Origin of the sequence: Neobacillus niacini (genome assembly GCF_046591715.1) — a bacterium.
In the GTDB taxonomy this organism is placed as follows: domain Bacteria; phylum Bacillota; class Bacilli; order Bacillales; family Cytobacillaceae; genus Neobacillus; species Neobacillus niacini_L.
This window is the reverse complement of record NZ_JAWVNQ010000007.1, coordinates 118,117-134,935: the sequence shown is the minus strand read 5'-3', so window position 1 is coordinate 134,935 and position 16,819 is coordinate 118,117. Positions and strand designations below refer to the sequence as shown.

At 35.4% G+C, this 16,819-nt stretch carries 13 protein-coding genes; 9 read left to right on the top strand and 4 right to left on the bottom strand.

The features are described 5' to 3' along the window. Positions 1 to 16 precede the first annotated feature (16 nt). Positions 17 to 592, bottom strand: a complete 576-nt coding sequence (locus SFC47_RS17575) for a tetratricopeptide repeat protein (RefSeq protein ID WP_411255610.1) — start codon at positions 590 to 592, stop codon at positions 17 to 19. A gap of 358 nt (positions 593 to 950) precedes the next feature. On the opposite strand from SFC47_RS17575, the gene SFC47_RS17570 reads away from it, so the two are divergent. The 5 genes from SFC47_RS17570 (at position 951) to SFC47_RS17550 (ending at position 6,579) form a co-directional block, all read left to right on the top strand. Further along, positions 951 to 1,316: a hypothetical protein gene (locus SFC47_RS17570; RefSeq protein WP_411255609.1), complete on the top strand. Its 366-nt coding sequence runs from the start codon at positions 951 to 953 to the stop codon at positions 1,314 to 1,316. Between the two features lie 29 nt (positions 1,317 to 1,345). Continuing rightward, positions 1,346 to 1,828, top strand: coding sequence for a hypothetical protein (locus SFC47_RS17565; protein WP_411255608.1), 483 nt, complete (start codon positions 1,346 to 1,348; stop codon positions 1,826 to 1,828). A 22-nt stretch (positions 1,829 to 1,850) separates the two neighbouring features. Continuing rightward, positions 1,851 to 2,600 carry an HIRAN domain-containing protein gene (locus SFC47_RS17560; protein WP_411255607.1) on the top strand — a complete coding sequence of 250 codons (750 nt, stop codon included), beginning with the start codon at positions 1,851 to 1,853 and terminating at the stop codon, positions 2,598 to 2,600. Positions 2,601 to 2,761: 161 nt separating this feature from the next. Continuing rightward, on the top strand, positions 2,762 to 6,085 hold the full coding sequence (locus SFC47_RS17555) for a RecQ family ATP-dependent DNA helicase (RefSeq protein ID WP_411255606.1): 3,324 nt from the start codon (positions 2,762 to 2,764) through the stop codon (positions 6,083 to 6,085). After that, complete coding sequence (locus SFC47_RS17550; RefSeq protein ID WP_411255605.1) at positions 6,073 to 6,579, top strand: hypothetical protein; 507 nt, start codon at positions 6,073 to 6,075, stop codon at positions 6,577 to 6,579. Before SFC47_RS17555 ends, SFC47_RS17550 begins: the two co-directional genes overlap by 13 nt. Before the next feature lie 245 nt (positions 6,580 to 6,824). Here SFC47_RS17550 and SFC47_RS17545 read toward each other — a convergent pair whose 3' ends face one another. Beyond that, positions 6,825 to 7,397: a hypothetical protein gene (locus tag SFC47_RS17545; protein ID WP_411255604.1), complete on the bottom strand. Its 573-nt coding sequence runs from the start codon at positions 7,395 to 7,397 to the stop codon at positions 6,825 to 6,827. Between the two features lie 375 nt (positions 7,398 to 7,772). Here SFC47_RS17545 and SFC47_RS17540 point away from each other — a divergent pair, with 375 nt between their 5' ends. After that, entirely contained in the window at positions 7,773 to 11,507 is a 3,735-nt protein-coding gene (locus SFC47_RS17540) for an Ig-like domain-containing protein (RefSeq protein WP_411255603.1), read from the top strand. Between the two features lie 476 nt (positions 11,508 to 11,983). Here SFC47_RS17540 and SFC47_RS17535 read toward each other — a convergent pair whose 3' ends face one another. Both SFC47_RS17535 and SFC47_RS17530 read right to left on the bottom strand, forming a co-directional pair. Beyond that, positions 11,984 to 13,393, bottom strand: coding sequence for a hypothetical protein (locus tag SFC47_RS17535; protein WP_411255602.1), 1,410 nt, complete (start codon positions 13,391 to 13,393; stop codon positions 11,984 to 11,986). Positions 13,394 to 13,736: 343 nt separating this feature from the next. Then, positions 13,737 to 14,189: a hypothetical protein gene (locus SFC47_RS17530; RefSeq protein WP_411255601.1), complete on the bottom strand. Its 453-nt coding sequence runs from the start codon at positions 14,187 to 14,189 to the stop codon at positions 13,737 to 13,739. A gap of 407 nt (positions 14,190 to 14,596) precedes the next feature. Here SFC47_RS17530 and SFC47_RS17525 point away from each other — a divergent pair, with 407 nt between their 5' ends. The 3 genes from SFC47_RS17525 (at position 14,597) to SFC47_RS17515 (ending at position 16,782) form a co-directional block, all read left to right on the top strand. Then, on the top strand, positions 14,597 to 14,920 hold the full coding sequence (locus SFC47_RS17525) for a DUF3870 domain-containing protein (protein WP_411255600.1): 324 nt from the start codon (positions 14,597 to 14,599) through the stop codon (positions 14,918 to 14,920). Between the two features lie 241 nt (positions 14,921 to 15,161). After that, positions 15,162 to 16,199 (top strand): LLM class flavin-dependent oxidoreductase, encoded by a 1,038-nt coding sequence (locus SFC47_RS17520; RefSeq protein WP_411255599.1) that lies wholly within the window; start codon positions 15,162 to 15,164, stop codon positions 16,197 to 16,199. A gap of 31 nt (positions 16,200 to 16,230) precedes the next feature. Further along, positions 16,231 to 16,782, top strand: coding sequence for an NADPH-dependent FMN reductase (locus tag SFC47_RS17515; protein WP_411255598.1), 552 nt, complete (start codon positions 16,231 to 16,233; stop codon positions 16,780 to 16,782). The last annotated feature ends 37 nt before the right edge of the window (positions 16,783 to 16,819 follow it).

The following is a 16,819-nucleotide window of genomic DNA, read 5'->3' as shown; positions in this document are numbered from 1 at the left end:
ATTTAGAATATAGAAATTACCTATTTGCTTTCCAGTAATCCATTGCAATATTAATATAGGCAGAAATGGCCCCTTGGTTATAACGATTAGGCTGCCCCATAATTGATTTTTTATATTCAGGTATTAGGACTTTAAAATCATGCGGCAGGGCATTGTCAAAATCAGCGAGAGCATGGCCAAGATGGTGGAATAAGTTACCGCCAATTACATCGAATTGCTCACTTGTTGTGTAACGGATCGCTGCATTAAGGGCAATCATATAATTTCTCACTGCTTCATCTTGCTTGTTAAGCAGGTAGCATATTTTACCGAATGCATTATGTACTTCAGCTATATTCTCGTATCCATTGACTAGCTCAGCTGCCTTTTTATACATGTTATAAGCAGCCTGAAGGTTATTTACTCTTTTGTAATTAACTCCTAAGAACAGGTATGCTTGAAAGAGTTTATCTCTGTCATTGCTTGGAAGTACTTTTAAAGCTTTTTCTAATAGTTCAATAGCCTTAACTGCGTCATTTCGTTCGTGTGCTTGTAAACCATCGCGTAAAAGAGTGTCACCATTTTGTGAAGTCCTGCTACTAAAAAGTCCCATTCCTATTCTCCTCAACATTTGATAAATACTCCTAAATTATATTATTAATCTATAATGAAAACCATTTTTATTTTAATAGCTCCGACTCAGAATAAGGCATTTTCCCCGCCATACTTGAAATCCTATCTTGTTTCAAAATAGATGGAATATTAGTGAATACGTTATGACATCTACCTTTTTTCTTACTAAAACATCATGGAAGGAGATGAAAATTTTGTCGATTTATGGGAGAAAATTTTGTCAATGTATAGGCCGATTGTAATGGTAAAATTAAATTAGATTTTATTTATAGAAGAAGATTGGTATCTAACGTTTTTATTGTTTAAGGGAAAGGAAAAAGAAACGAAGGGGTAAAGTGATGAGTTCTATACAAAATCTAACTAGATCAGATTTAGAGATTTATTTAAAAGCAAGAAAACTAGACTTAGCTGAGATTGAGCAGGCCCGGCAGAAAATGAATCGAACCCAAGCTTATATTTTAGGGAATGATGTGGACGAATTCAAAAGAATTATTTCTTTTATCGAGGATGAGCTTACTTTTAGAAAGCAACAGGGAGAGCCATTAAAGACTTCATTTCTCAATGTGGAGGAGCTGAGGGAAACTAAGTACATTAGGTGTCCACACTGTAGTAGTAGAAACCGAATTATTTCCATTTACTATAATAGGTCGGCAAAATGCTGGACCTGTGGTGAAATATATGAAGAGAGAGAGTCACTTTATTAAAAATATTATCCTGCGGGAGGAATAATTTTATGAGACAGATGAAAGTATTAAATGATATTGGGCAAGTATTACACGATTATTGTTTTAGAGAGGATATTCTAGAGGAACCGAGTTATTTAGACATGATTGCAAAGAAAATTCCTCAAGTAGATATAGGGGAAATTTCAGATCATTTATTGCTAATGCGCTTCTTTATTGTTGATTTCGGGGTAAAGCTTGCATTAGGCCAGAATAATGGGGAGGACATTGCTCCTATTTTGGATTCGTTTAGAGAAAATCTTCATCAGACACTGAATAGCCAAGATTTTCCTAGAGTTCAAAGTGCGATGAATAGTTATTGGTCTTGCTACCAGAGTGTGGGGGCGGATCGTTTTATTGATGAGGTGCCATATGTATTTGAACGCATATGTGGTATTCAAAGTGAAGACATCCGATTTGTGGGATTAAATAACTTTTCATTATTCTTTGATTTCGTGATAAAGACTTCTCAATTAGAAAGTATTTATCAGTAATAATTTGGCGAGGAATTAAACTATGACCAGGATACGATTAACAGGCGTAACGTTTGAAGGAAGACAGGAAGTCATATCAAAATTAGCAAGCAGGGCCATAATTTTAATAAAAAGACGTCCTAATAATGCACATGATAAAAATGCTATTGAAGTAGTAACAGAGTCGGAAGAAAGCATTGGCTGGATTCCAAGGAATATTGCTGCGTCTTTAGCCCCTCAAATCGATCGAGGTGTCCTATTTGATGTCCGTATGATAAGAAGAACAGGCGGTAATGGATATCATTATGGTATCGAAATAGAGGTAACGAAATCAATGGATAATCTGTTTTATTCAGAGAGAGTAAGAAGCATTGATTACGGTTTTGAGGATCAAAATTATTGGAATGAACAATTAAGCAGCTATGAGAAGGATGCCATTTGTAACCGTGTGTATGCCGCTTATAATCATTTAGTTTCAAGTGGAAACCCAAGTTTCGAGCCATTTGAAAATTATGATTTGTTATTTTTATTTTATGTATCTAATAATGTGTTCAAAGTTAGCATCATGGCGCTTTCCGATTGTAAATTTATGAATAATGAGCTAATAGAACTATCAAATTCCCCATTTTATGCCGGAGAGTATGATTTACAAACCGGATACCGATTTGGATTTAATACAGATGAGGTAGATTCTATGATGCATGAAATAATAGAGTATTTCCACTTGTTAATAGAAGAGATATTCGAAAAGTTAGCTGCTAATTTACTAGAGCAATTAGAAGGTAAACTCTAATTTTAAGATCGTTAAAACAACTGTGGTTCGGATAAATATATATACTTACAACCATCTCCTTGATGGTCGAGGCTGCATGGGGAAGTGCTGATGGCACTTCTCTTTAATTATAAGTACTAAATCCTATAATGGAGATAGTATATCTTCAGGGGAGTAAGTTCATGAAAAAATTCACCGCTAATTATTGTCATTCTAATTCAAATTTCATTATTACAAATCTGCCTAACATTCAGATCATATCACCCTATACCAATATCATTCGAATTGTTCAAAACATGATTATGCGTGGGAATCCGACTATTGCTTCTGTTTTTTTACGAAAAAAACTGAACCTAGATCGTGACTATTTAAAGTTTATGAAACCAGTAAAATTCCTTTCCAAAGAAAATCTAAACTGGGCACAGACAATTAAAGGTGATGTTCAGAATGATGATTACCCGGCAGAACAATTCTACAATGATTTAGGAAGAATTCTATATAGTTTGGGTTTCATTAGAAACTTAACGATAGCAGAATGCCCTATTTCGGATATTATTCCTGAGGTGAATCAAGCTTTTACCATGCAAAAGGTTGATTTTTACATTCCACTTCTTAAAACAGTCATAGAAGTAGATGGAGCGGGACATAAAAGGCAACAAGAGCTTGATAGAAAAAGAGACAAAGCACTTGAGCGGTTTGGGATAAAAGTAATTAGAATTAATACTAAAGATATCAGGCGAAGAAACTACGAAGATTTAATCAATCATTTTAGAGAATTATATAACACCTATAACTACGAAATTAATCAGTATCGGCACTTTTTAGAAGTAAATCCAAAAGAATATGATATTCAAATAAAATTAACTTCTATTGCAAGGTTTCAGGTATTTGTTCTTGAACTTCTTGATAGAGGTGTTATTTCTATCGAAGATAAGTGTTGGAACTTTAACATATTCGCTGTGGATGCGAAAGAATATCTGGAGCTCGCATTAAGGGACCTTGAATTATGGATAGGAAATACTGCAGCTCTTTTTAATATCTATATAGACATGCCTAAGGTCAATATAAAGGTATACGAGAGAGAGGATCAGATACCAGGAAATAAGAATGACATCAACATAAAGTTTGATTTATTTAAACGCTGGGACGACACAATTAAGGAACGTGATGTCTATCATATACGTACTGATTTTGATGATCATGCTAACTATTTCTCTGTGAAAGTTAAGGATCCCGTTGTTTTTAAGTTATCTGCTAATAGGCATCAAAAGCACTTAGAATTTTTCTTGGAGAATTTATTTGGATTTAATCAATTTCGTGATGGTCAATTAGAGATTATATTAAACTGTTTGAATGGTGAAGACACTGTCGGATTATTACCAACTGGCGGCGGGAAATCTCTAACCTATCAGTTGTGCGTTATGCTTCAGCCTGCGATTAGTTTTGTCGTGGTCCCAATTAAGTCTTTAATGTATGACCAAATCGATAATTTAAATAGAAAACATTACATAACTCATGCCAGCTATATTAATGGGGATTTAAATCCGGAGGAGTCAAGCAGGAGGCTGCAGGATTTTGCTGCTGGGAAACACTTCTTTTTAGTGATTTCTCCTGAACGCTTTCAGTCAAAAAAGTTTAGGGAGGAATTATCACTCGTAAATCGTACAAAGGCCATATCATTAGCAGTCATTGATGAAGTCCACTGTTTGTCGGAATGGGGCCATGAGTTTCGAACATCCTATTTGGCTTTGGCAAACTCTATTAGGAAATTCGCACCTTCAACTAGATTTCTTGCTCTTTCGGCTACAGCTTCGTCAAAAGTGCTCCAGGATGTCATGAATGAGCTTGGTATTAATGGTAATAATGTCATAACCATTTCAAACTTCACTCGTCCTGAGTTGAACTTTTCAATTATCCCAGTGAAGCAAAAGCCAAAAAAGGATTACCTAATTAATTATTTGGAGAGTAATGTCAAGAAGACCTCGAAAGATAATGAAAAGGGGGCAACTTTGGTATTTACACCTACTGTTAATGGAAAAAGCGGCTGCTTTGAGTTACATCATTATATCTATTCAGCTACTGGATTATTCACTGGCTTTTACTCTGGCAGCAAACCAAAGCAATGGAATGGAATGAATTCGTTTAATGACTATAAGGATCAAATCCAACAGTCTTTCATGAAGGATGAAATTGATGTTTTAGTTGCTACAAAGGCTTTTGGAATGGGTATCGATAAAGGAAATATCAGGACCACGATACATTTTGGAATTCCAGGTTCTTTGGAATCATTCTATCAAGAGGCAGGCCGTGCTGGCCGTGATAAGACGAAATCTAATTGTGTTGTTTTATATAACCCTGATCAAATAAATGAAGAGCAGGAGCAAGTTCTCTTTGGAATGAATACGGAAGTAGACCGTTTAAAAGAGGAAACAAGGAAAGTAAAGGGAGATTTAAGCACCTTATTATTTTTTCTAACGAGTAATTTAATGGATATACAAGCAGAGGTTGATGAGATATATAAGTTCTATCATTCACTACCTGTTAATGAGGGGTATGAAATAGTAATAGATTTCTATAGTGATATTGATCGTGAACGTAAAGAAAAATCTGTCTACCGTTTGGCTTTGTTGGGCATTATTGAGGATTGGACAATAGATTGGAAACTAAAAAAGCTTGAAGTTGAATTAGCGGAATGGACTGAACAAACGGTTGAGGAAAGGCTTACAGCCCATATCAGAAAATATGATTCTCTGTTTACCTTATTGAGCACGGATAGGCATGCAGACCAATATAAGGACTATATCGAACATTTTAGTAAAGACAATGATCCATTTTTAAAAAGAGTCCTTTATATATTATTAAAATGGTACAACGATAATGTGATTTATTCGCGAAAGCGTTCAATGCTGTTAATGAAGCAGTGTGCTGATGAATTTACTGACAGCCAGTCTTTACAGGGAAAAATTGAAATGTATTTCAAAAGGAACGATGATGTTTATTTTTTAGAAAAGATTGTTGCAAAAAAAGATCAGATTAAAGAATGGTTTAGAATTTTCTACGTCCAGGAAGAAGGTAAGGATGACAAGCTGCGTGCTCTAAGTACTTTTAAAGGTTTAAAGGTTACAGTAAGCCGTTTTCTGGAGAGTTACAATAATGATATCAGTCTAAATCTAATAAATGGGATGATTAGTTTAGCTGCTGGTGAATTTGAATCGCTAGATAGCCGGGAGCGAATGGAGTCAGCAATCAGACAGGTTTCGAAATTTGAATCGAAGGACCGCCAAGAGATGCTTGATTCCATCCTAGAAACTTCAGATATCCTCTTATCTCTAGAACAGAAAACCAATTTAAGTGAAGTGCTTGTAAGCAACGGATTTAATTTAATGGATGATTTAAGACAGATTTATCATACCTTTGAAGACCCATTCAGTTTTGGCGGCATGATTAACACATTAAAAACTAAAATGAAGCAGCACGCATATGGAGGGTACCCATGGGAAAGTTAGAACAAGTTGATCAACTTGAAACCTATATTGATGATTTGGGCAAAGAAATTGGCAAAGTAAAAAAAGCATCAGACTACCTAAAATTAATAGAGAAGCATCAGGAAGAGATCAGTAAAACATCTACTTCACTGATTCAGACAAAAGACCAACTTAAACTTTATCAGGAGATTATTGAAAGTAAACTTGAACTGTTTCAAACTACAGCGAAAAACATAGAAGCAAGGCAGCAGGCAGTAGAACAAACACAATTTAATATTATTGCAAATCTTGCAGAATTAAAATTACAGCAGGAGAAAGATGTAAAAGGTATTAATGATTCAATGAATGATGTTAATAAGAAGGTGAGTAAGAGTCAAGAGACTCTGGTTGGAGAACTTACTAGAATACAAGAAGAACAGAACAAAAAACTAATCAGTCAATCGAAAACAAATAAAATCTACTTTATGGTTAATACAGCTTTGATTGTTATTTTGGGAGTATTGGTGTTGTTTTAGCATAAAACAGATTGATATATTGGGATTTCGTATCGTAACCTTAGAATTAAGCTTAATTATATTATTTTAAGTGTTTATCTAATTAGTAATATTGATGATGAAAGGCGGCAAAAATTCTTAGAATTTTGTCGTTTTTCACATTTTGGTTTAATTTGTAAACGCGATAGGTGTGTAAATTAATTATGAATGATAGAAAGCATGTAGGTAACAGTTTTTTGCAAAAAAAAAACGGCCTCAGCCGTTTATTAATGGTCGCTTAAACGATCTTTTGCCTCTTCTTGATATTCATAACTCTCTTGAATTAAATACTCTGCATTAGCATCAGCCTGTGTTGCGATTAATGCTGTTGATGCTGTACTAGCATTATAGGCTGAACCTGTCGCATCTTTTAACTTCTCTACAGCATTTAAATGGTCATAAAATGCACCATAATTAATTTGATTGCCTCTTTTATAAACTTCCAATGAACCCCATAAATTTTCTACTCTCGAATATAAATCATCTAATTCCTGTTCCATATTCGGATTTCCTTCTTGATATATAATTAAAAAATCTCTATAAAGTACATCATATTCATCCATAGATTTTTCAAGGAAGTCTTTTTGAGTTTCAACTTCTTCTTCTTCATATGAGGTCGATTCATAATTTGTTTCTTCATTTGCAGCAGCTGCCTGTTGTCCGTTAAAATCCATTTCACTTACTATTCCAAGAGCCAAAACTACACCAAATATTGTTAATACTAACTTAATTGCTTTTCTCTTAACCTTTTTGTCTAAGGGCTTTAATTCTGATTTCCATGGTCTGTTTGATGGCATCATTACTTCCACTCTCCCTTACAATTTATGACCTTTTTATTTATTTCAATTTCTATTAGGTTAATTTGTTTTGCCTTCTAATACTAAGTGATTTCACTTCAAATTGCTTGTAACACTTTCTGGTAAATAAATGGGAGGAACAACAGGAACCATAGTGATGGTTCTTGTGTCCTTTTTTATCTTCTGGGTTATGGACCAAACCGCTAAACTATAAGTAGAGACCATTAACTAATTTCCAAAAATCTGGTATATCCTTAAATTCACCTATTATAGTAATATATCACTAGAAACTATCAGAAATAATAATACGAGGGTTTATTTTATCCGGTACTATTTCTGGTGAGATAGAGATAATAAAAGTGGGAAGAGGGAAGGAATTTGAGGAAGGTACTAGCTATTATACTTGCATTACAGCTGATCCTCGTAAATGGGGCAGTCTATGCACAAGAACCTAAGCAAGAAGAGAGCATAAATGCCAAAATTTCTAGTGGGGACGAGCCCAGACAATCGTTATCGGTTGAGGCAGATTATCGTAATCCAGCTAGTTATCCGCTTATAGCGGAAGGGGGATACGTTGATTATTTACTAGGCAGTTATAATGACTATCAATATATTTATTATGAAACAGTCACAGCTTCTGAATATTATAGCGACTATATGAAAGTTCAGTTGTTATACAGTGCGGATGAAGCCTATTCAAAGGATAGTATTTTAACGATTGAGTTTTTTAAGGAAGAAAATAATTATTTAAATTATGCAGGGAGTACTGAATTCAATACTTCAGGGGCTACTTCAGGTTTAGTGAACTCACATATTGCAAAAGCTGATTTTACAAATGAACCCTATATTTATATGAGAGTCGGTATTTCAAAGTCTTCTAATGATACTTATTATTCTGATACCACTACCTTTAAAGTATCGAATCCTTTCTACACTTCTAGCAGCAGTACAGAAGTGGATTCGTATGCAGTGATTAGCAATGAATCTACCAATGCTGGTGCTGCCCAGCCGACGGGTACGTTTAATCTAAAAGAGATGACCTACACAAAGGATAAAAGTTTAAAGCCGGATGCCTACCAGGTTGATGTTAATAAACCTTTTGATCTTGCTAATCATAAAGGAAAGGTTGCCCGAAAGAATGCAAGGTCTATAAGCCTTAGCTACAATATCGGCGATTATAAGAATTTCTGGGTTACTAATTTCCAAAACAATGGTGATTATCAAATTAATGCGAGATTAGCCTATAGCGGTACGAAAGCGAATGTATGGGTTTATAATAACCAAATTTCCGATTCGGAGGCTGAAAAACTCGGGAAGGAATTTGATCAGAAAATCCATTCAACCGTAACCAACTATTTTGGCCTAGAATCTGATGTGAATAATGATGGAAAGATTAATATTTTAACATATGACATTCAAGATGGGTTTTCGGGCAGTGGCGGTTATATCGGCGGGTATTTTTGGTCGGGGGATTTATATAATACGACCGCTTCGAATCAGTCTGAAATCTTCTATATCGATACGTACCCATCAATGGGAATGGGGTCCGTAAAAGATGTAACAGGTGCATATGAAACATTAGCACATGAGTTTCAGCATATGGTGAATTTTAATCGAAATGTTCTGATTGAAGGCAGCAGCAGTAATATGGATACATGGCTGAATGAGGGCCTTTCCATGGCGGCAGAACAAATTTATTCAGGTAAAGGACTTAGCGACCGTGTTGACTATTTTAATGTGTCAAATTCGATAGCCAATGGTCATTCTCTATTGTATTGGGATAACAATGGCGATACGCTGGCGAATTACTCGTTGTCTTATTTATTCGGACAATATATTAAGCTTCAAGCCAATCAAGGGGATGCCGTTTTTAAAGAAATCTTAAATGATAGCAGCAATAATTATCAAGCAGTTGAAAATGTTGCGAAAAAATATATTAGTCCGGATATGACCTTTGGGGAGTTGATGACTAATTTTAGAATTGCTTTGCTGTTAAAAGAATCAACAGGCTTATACGGCTTTAAAGGTGATCCGTTCTTTAACGCATTAGAGGAGAAAATTTATACGGGCAGCTCCGCGAACCTTCGTGGCGGGGGAGCGGTCGTTACTACTTTTGATTCCAAGGAGGGTCTTTCAATCCCTGCGAATAAGGGTAGTGATGTAACCTATACCACTTTCCCGATGAATAGTGGTGGAACCGAAGTTGATGTTACAGCTCCTGAGAGTCCAGTGGTGAATCCGGTTAGTGATGCTGATACGCAGCTAACGGGTACTGCGGAAGCAGAGTCTAAAGTAGAAGCAAAAGTAAACGGTGCGGTAATTGGTTCTGCTACAGCAGGTCCAGATGGGAAGGTTACTGTTGGAATTACTGTCCAAAAGGCTGGAACGGAAATTGTTGTGACTGCAGCTGACAAAGCGGGGAATGTAAGTACCGCTAAGAAAGTGGTTGTGGAGGATGGAACAGCACCGGGACAACCAACGGTGGGCGTTGTTACGGATCAAGATATTACTGTAACAGGACAGGCGGAAGCAGGCTCTAAGGTGGAAGTGAAGGTAAATGGAGCATTAATTGGCAGTGCAACAGCAGATGTGGATGGAGAGTTTACCGCTAATATCCCTGTGCAAAAGGCTGGGATAGAATTAGTGGTCACTGCTATAGACAAGGCTGGTAATGCAAGTGCTGCAACGAAAGTTGTTGTAAAAGATGTTACGGCACCTGGTAAGCCGTCTGTGAATGGTGTGAGTGAAAAGGACACTTCTGTTACAGGGGATGCTGAAGTTGGTTCTAAGGTGGAAGTGAAAGTAAGCGGCTCGATCATTGGCAGCGGAACGACTGGGTCAGATGGAAAGTTTACTGTATCTATTCCTGTTCAGAAAAGCGGGACAAAGTTAGTGATTACAGCTGCTGACTCTGGTGGAAACGTGAGTGAAGGTGTGACGGTTACAGTTAAAGACGCCACTTTACCAGAAGCACCAAAGGTGGATGAACTTACTAATCGGGAGACCTTCTTGATTGGAAGTGCGGAGCCATCCTCGACCATAGTAGCTAAGGTTTCAGGGGATGAAATCGGTAGAGGAACAGCTGATAGTAACGGAAAATTTAAGGTTGCTATTCCGAAGCAGTCTTCAGGAAAAGTTGTTGAAGTATACGTGGTGGACAACGCTGGAAGTGTAAGTCCGGCAACAAAAGTAACTGTTAATAAGAAACTGGTATCTTTAGTTGGTGAAACCAGGTATGCAACAGCAGTTAAAGTTTCACAAACCGGCTGGAAAACAGCGGACACAGTCTTGTTGGTCAATGGCTTTGCGATTGTCGATGGTTTAACCGCTACGCCATTAGCTTCAGCCAAGGATGCACCAATTTTATTAACAGCAGCGGATTCGATTCCAAAAACGACTATGGATGAAATCACGCGCTTAAAGGCAAAGGAAATTATTTTAATCGGTGGAGATTTAGTTATTACACCAAAAGTGGAAAAGGAACTAGTATCGAAGGGTTATAAAGTCACTCGAATTGGCGGCAGTAACCGAAAAGATACATCACTAGTGATTGCGAAGGAACTTGATAAATTAGTGGATGTCAGCACGGTTTATGTTGCGTATGGCTGGGGTGAACCTGATGCACTTTCAATCGCCGCACAGGCAGGCTTGAAAAAGCAGCCGATCATTCTAGCAGATAAATCAGCTGTACCGGCTGACACGTTTGCATGGTTGAAATCAGAAAACATTACTTACGCTTATTTTATCGGTGGTGAATCTGTTATTGGACCTTCAATTTTGAGTGAAATGGATAAGATCACCTCAGCAAATGTTCTAGCGAATCGACTAAGCGGCGTGAATCGTCATGATACGAATGCTAAGGTCATCAGCAAGTTCTATCCAGAGGCAGAATTAAGAAGTATTCTTGTGGCGAAATCAGAAACAGAAAGTTTAGTAGATGCTCTAGCTGCAGGACCTCTAGCAGCTAAATTAGGATCACCTGTTTTGTTGGTATCATCACCTTATGGAATTTTAGCATCTCAAAAACAAGCATTGGGTGGGAAACAGGCGAAATACATTCACCAAATTGGTGGAGGAGTAAATCCTTCAGCTGTTGGTGAGTTGGTTAAGTAGGATTTGGTTGGTTAAAAGAGTCCCTCTTTTTGAATAACGGGTTCAGTTACCTGTTACAAAATTTCATTTTGTAAAGCAAATAGACCATCAAATTTTAATATAAAATGATGGTCTATTTTTATTGGTATACAGGCATTTATACTATTAGATTTTATTTTTTTGTTACAGTATTTGTATACCAATTTGCAGACTAACAGACACTTCAGTAAGGTTGCAAATTACGGTACATATTAACCGGCAATTTTGCTAACAGAAATAAATTGGGAAAACGAAAAAAATCGGCTTAACAGGAGCGTTAGTGATTTTTATTTATGATTGGGTCCTTCTTTAACTGAAGCACCCCGTTACTTTAAGTACAATATTTCACAAACACAAAACTAGAAAATTTAAAAATAAAAAGTGAAAAAGAGAGCTAGTGATATGACTTTCTCAGCTCTAAGGAATTTTGTTTTTTTAATATTGCACAAATTATACTTCTAATAAAATCTTGATGTTAATTCTTGTCTATAATAATTTCTCAAACTATAGCTAACCCACTCTCGTATATTAATGATACTAAATTCTAAACTTGCACCATTTATGTTTACAGAAATATCATAATAGTCTACAGCACCCGTCCCTGTTTTCACATCTAATAGAGGCCGAACAGGTGGTATATATGTACTTGTACATGATTCACCCGTATGTAAATATAGAGACCTCAGGTTATAAATTCTTTTAAATATATCACCAAAACCCACATCTATATATCTATCCATAAAAGATTTAACGCGGTGTGTAATGCTGTACATTAATTGACCACAAGATGTACATTTCTCTACTTCGGTTTTATTAATACTTGAAGTCACCGTTTCGACTGATGATAAGTAACCTGTTACAGTTCCATCTATGATTGTTTTATGGTTATTTTCAATTTTTGTTTTCGTTAATACATGTGTATCACTTAAACTTACCATTTCACTTTGTATATTTATTTCACCTAGCAAGCTATTTCTAAAGTGATAACAACTTTTTAAAAATACAGAAAACTGCTCATTCGTAAGGGAATCATCCAATAATATTTTATCTATTATTTTTATAGCCTCATTAGAGAGCAACAACTTATTATCAACTATTGGATAAAAATCAATAAACAAATTATTATCTATTTCATTATCCCAAATGTAATCATTTTGAAATGAACTCTGTAATTCCATACAAAATTGCTTTGGTAATCCTTCATTACAAAATTCAAATTTTCCGTACTCAAATAAAGCATTTGTTTCAATTGATAAAAAATCTAAAATAGAATCAACTTTTTTTAATGCTTTGTTTAAGTTTAATGCGTCGGTAGGATTAAGTGCTTGAATTTGGAAAAGCAAGTTATTGCAGTCATTAGACTTATCAATAATAAAATACGTACCTTTGTAGTTCTCAATTAGTACATCATATTTAAATTGTTGCGAAAATATATTACAAAGTAAAAAGTAACTCGTTAAAGTATTATTGTTCTTTCTTGCATCATTTACGAGTTCTTTTAACATTGGGAAGATACTAACCCCATTTAAATCATTTTCCAGTGAGAATAGATATAACTTATCAATAGTACCTCTTTTCTTATATGATACTCCTGCATGTATATATCCAATTGATGTTCTCATAGAACCAAAATAGGTGAATGTCAATTTCTGAAATTGATATTTCTTAGGCAAGTATGCCCAAGGACAATAATCTTTACCTTTTGGACTGAAATTAGCGTTAAAATTCTCCCATAATTTGTTTAGAAAATTGTTGGAGGAATCGACATCGATAGTAGCGAGGTCAAACGAAACAAAATTGTCTAAATTAAGTTCTATAAAATTGTTTTTATTTAAAATATCAACTACTCTAAAGACTCCATCATTCATTATTTAATTATCTCCCTTAGACTATTTTAAAAGTAGTAGAATTTATAAATTATTTTCTAGATTAGGAATGTTTAGATTCCATTTTTTTTTCTTTGTCAAATTCAGAATAGATTAATATTAACATAAATTTCGAAAAAGTAATTTCTGTTATTTAACAATATGGACAGATTGCTAAACAAAAATAGATCTGGATTCTTCCACTAAACTGACAGTAAATTTTAACAAGAAAAAATGACCGCTGTAGCGGTCATCATTATTAACCAAGCACCCGTTAGCTTAAGTATCATTTCTTCACAATATTTTAGTTAAGTTCACAAAGACTTATCGCTTTCGCTTAAGTCCCTTAGTTACTCACTTCCCATTTGAATTTGCCATTATTTTGCTTAAGTTGTTGTTTCACCAATTCTAATTCATAGAAACTTAAGTTTGTTTCTTCTACAATCTCTTCGTTTGATTTACCTTCTTTTAAAAGTGCTCTTGCTTTCTCGTATCTTGATACCTGAAACTCAAAATAACCATGATAGAGTTTAAGCTGCTCTCTTACGTCCTTTAATTCCACATAGCTTGTTGGTATCATGTGAACAAGTTCTTCATCCGTTTTTCCTAATTCAATCAGGCTTTTTGCGATTCTATACCTTTCATTTACAGTTCCTGTACCATAACCCATCCTATACCCGTCATCCCAAGCGGTATCATAGCATTCTTTACAAGGAAGGCATTTGTCTAGGTCTTTCTTAACAAAACCTGTAAGAATGATTACAGAAATTAATGTTAAAAGAAAAAATGTTTGTTTCATAAAGTCACACCTTTTTATCTTAGTATGACCTGTTAGTTCGCTAAAGAGTCAAATACGCATTATTCGTTCTTCTATTTCAACTAAACTGCACTCGTTAGTTTAATAAGAAATTCAGCAAAAAGGGGCATAAATCCTTCTTAGTAATAATGGTTTATAATGTCCTACAAAACAAAAAGACCAATAACATTTTTACATACAACAAACACTACTTTATACATTCCAAATTAACGGTTTGTGATAGGTATTTGAAGAGGTTACTTTTTGAGGAGGGCTTTTCTTTTTATTTGCAGGGGGGGCGATAATGGAAAAGGTAGACTAGTCCTTAGGGAGAGAATCCCCTAAATGAAGTTGAGCAGAAAGGTAATCTATTGTAATATTATTAGAAATTAGGATAAGGGGTGGAGGTAATGAGTTTGGAGGTTAAACAAAATTATGTTCTAGTAACAGGATTTGCGCAGCTGCCAAAGGGAACACCTGTTTATGAAGTGCAAAAAACAATAGGGTGTATCTTAATGGTAGATACGGAAACGGATATTATTGTGGAAGCAACATTTACCTTTTTACAGGATTTAACTAATAACTTTCTCGGAGGCATATTAAGAGGGAAGTCATTAAGAGAAACAGAAGAAATTATAAATGAATTAGAAAATAGATTTATAGCTCCGCCTCAAAAGGCTGTCATTCAAGGGTTAATTTCAGCCAAAAAAAATTATTATGAAAGTAAAAAATAAATTTCGTTGAAAACCCTTGCAGTTTGCAGAAAATTTGTAATACAATAAGTTAACAACATAAAACTAGTGTTTAACTGGATTATCTACTGAGCAAGGACTAGGGCCGAACCTCATAGAGTGGATAAAGGGCCAGTAGCTTTAGGAAAAAATTTCCCGACTGAGGAGTCACTTCAGTTTGAAATTTTTTCTATTGCTACTGGTTTTTTTGTTGAAAAAATTTAGTTAAGTGGAGGTTTTATTAATGGAATTCGGTTTATTTACTGTATTTGACAATTATAAGAATCAAAAGGAATCATTTGAACGTACACCTGAACAACTTTTACATGAAGTTTTGGATCAAACCGTGGCTGCGGACGAGTTAGGATATACGGCTGCGTGGTTTGCAGAGCACCATTTTAATGAGTATGGAATTATGACCACACCTCAAACTTTTCTAGCTGTAGCTGCAGAACGTACAAAGAATATTCGGCTTGGGACAGCGATCGTAACACTGCCGTTTAAGAATCCAATTCAGGTTGCGGAAGATTACGCATTGCTTGATGTCCTAAGCAACGGCCGTCTAAATCTGGGGTTAGGCAGCGGCTATCTTCCACATGAATTTGCAGGATTTAATGTTGAAGGGAAAGATAAAGCTTTAAGATTCAATGATTCTCTTGCTGTTATTGAAAAAGCATGGACAGGTGAGAAGTTCTCACATGACGGAGACTATTATCAATTCAAGGATATTAAACTTGAAGTTACTCCGAAACAAAAGGAAATGCCCATTTGGATTGGGACATTAAGTCATAACGGTGCTAGTTTTGTAGGTAAAATGGGTTACAACATTAGTGGTGTACCTTATGTAGCTTGTAATTCCTTACCTGAATTAAAAGAGATCCTTACTAATTATAAGGAAACTTACCGAAAAGCTGGTCATGATGAAAAGAAAATTAATATCCCGCTTGCCCTCCATACGTATGTGGCCGAAACAACAGAGGAAGCAATTGCGACAGCTAAGCCGCATCTAGACTTGTATCTAGATACACGTATGTATGGAAAGAGTGCAAAATACGAGGATTTAAGAGATCGTGAACAAGTACTAATTGGTTCTCCTCAAGATGTAATTGAAATGTTGAAAAAATATCAAGATGCCGGCTGCGATCACGTTATGATGCTTATGAATTTTGGTGGAATGCCTCATGAGAAGGTATTGAAATCAATGGAATTAGTCGCAAAGGAAGTAATGCCTGCATTTAAAGAAAATGCTAGTGAGAAAAAAGAATACGCTACTGTCATCTAAGGATAAAACATTTTAGAAGGAGGGAAGCAATATGAAGCTTCTCGGTATTTCAGGAACGATTGTCGGAGCAAAAACCTCTATATTAGTACAAACGATTTTGGATGAAGTAAAAAGGGCCCATCCAGAAATTGAAGTAGAAATGCTGGATTTAAGGGATTATGATACGCAATTTTGTGATGGAAGAAAACAAGAGGACTATAACGGTGATACAAGGGAAGTAATCCGTAAAGTAACGGATGCAGACTTTTATTTATTCGGTTCTCCTGTTTTCAACTGTTCCATCCCTGCACCCTTAAAAAATCTTATCGATTTAATTCCTCCTGAAGTTTTTCGTCATAAGGTAATGGGATTTGCGGCTAACGGTGGAACCTATCAACATTATTTAATGATTGAAAATCAATTAAAACCGATCATGTCTTATTTCCGTGCTTATTTAGCTCCAAGTTATGTATATGTAAATGCAGCACACTTTAATAAGCGAAATGAAATTGATGATGCGGAAATTAAAGAGAGAATACAAAATCTTGCAGGTGAACTTGTTCATATGCAGCAGAGTTTAGGGAAAGTACTCGTTAGATCATAAAAATTTGTCCGCTCTCATTCATTCAGACTAGTGAGGG

Coding starts and splice junctions, on each gene's coding strand:
- SFC47_RS17560 (WP_411255607.1), top strand. CDS start 1,851: ATGACCAGGATACGATTAACAGGCGTAACGTTTGAAGGAAGACAGGAA.
- SFC47_RS17535 (WP_411255602.1), bottom strand. CDS start 13,393: ATGAATGATGGAGTCTTTAGAGTAGTTGATATTTTAAATAAAAACAAT.
- SFC47_RS17550 (WP_411255605.1), top strand. CDS start 6,073: ATGGGAAAGTTAGAACAAGTTGATCAACTTGAAACCTATATTGATGAT.
- SFC47_RS17575 (WP_411255610.1), bottom strand. CDS start 592: ATGGGACTTTTTAGTAGCAGGACTTCACAAAATGGTGACACTCTTTTA.
- SFC47_RS17570 (WP_411255609.1), top strand. CDS start 951: ATGAGTTCTATACAAAATCTAACTAGATCAGATTTAGAGATTTATTTA.
- SFC47_RS17555 (WP_411255606.1), top strand. CDS start 2,762: ATGAAAAAATTCACCGCTAATTATTGTCATTCTAATTCAAATTTCATT.
- SFC47_RS17520 (WP_411255599.1), top strand. CDS start 15,162: ATGGAATTCGGTTTATTTACTGTATTTGACAATTATAAGAATCAAAAG.
- SFC47_RS17545 (WP_411255604.1), bottom strand. CDS start 7,397: ATGATGCCATCAAACAGACCATGGAAATCAGAATTAAAGCCCTTAGAC.
- SFC47_RS17565 (WP_411255608.1), top strand. CDS start 1,346: ATGAGACAGATGAAAGTATTAAATGATATTGGGCAAGTATTACACGAT.
- SFC47_RS17515 (WP_411255598.1), top strand. CDS start 16,231: ATGAAGCTTCTCGGTATTTCAGGAACGATTGTCGGAGCAAAAACCTCT.
- SFC47_RS17530 (WP_411255601.1), bottom strand. CDS start 14,189: ATGAAACAAACATTTTTTCTTTTAACATTAATTTCTGTAATCATTCTT.
- SFC47_RS17525 (WP_411255600.1), top strand. CDS start 14,597: ATGAGTTTGGAGGTTAAACAAAATTATGTTCTAGTAACAGGATTTGCG.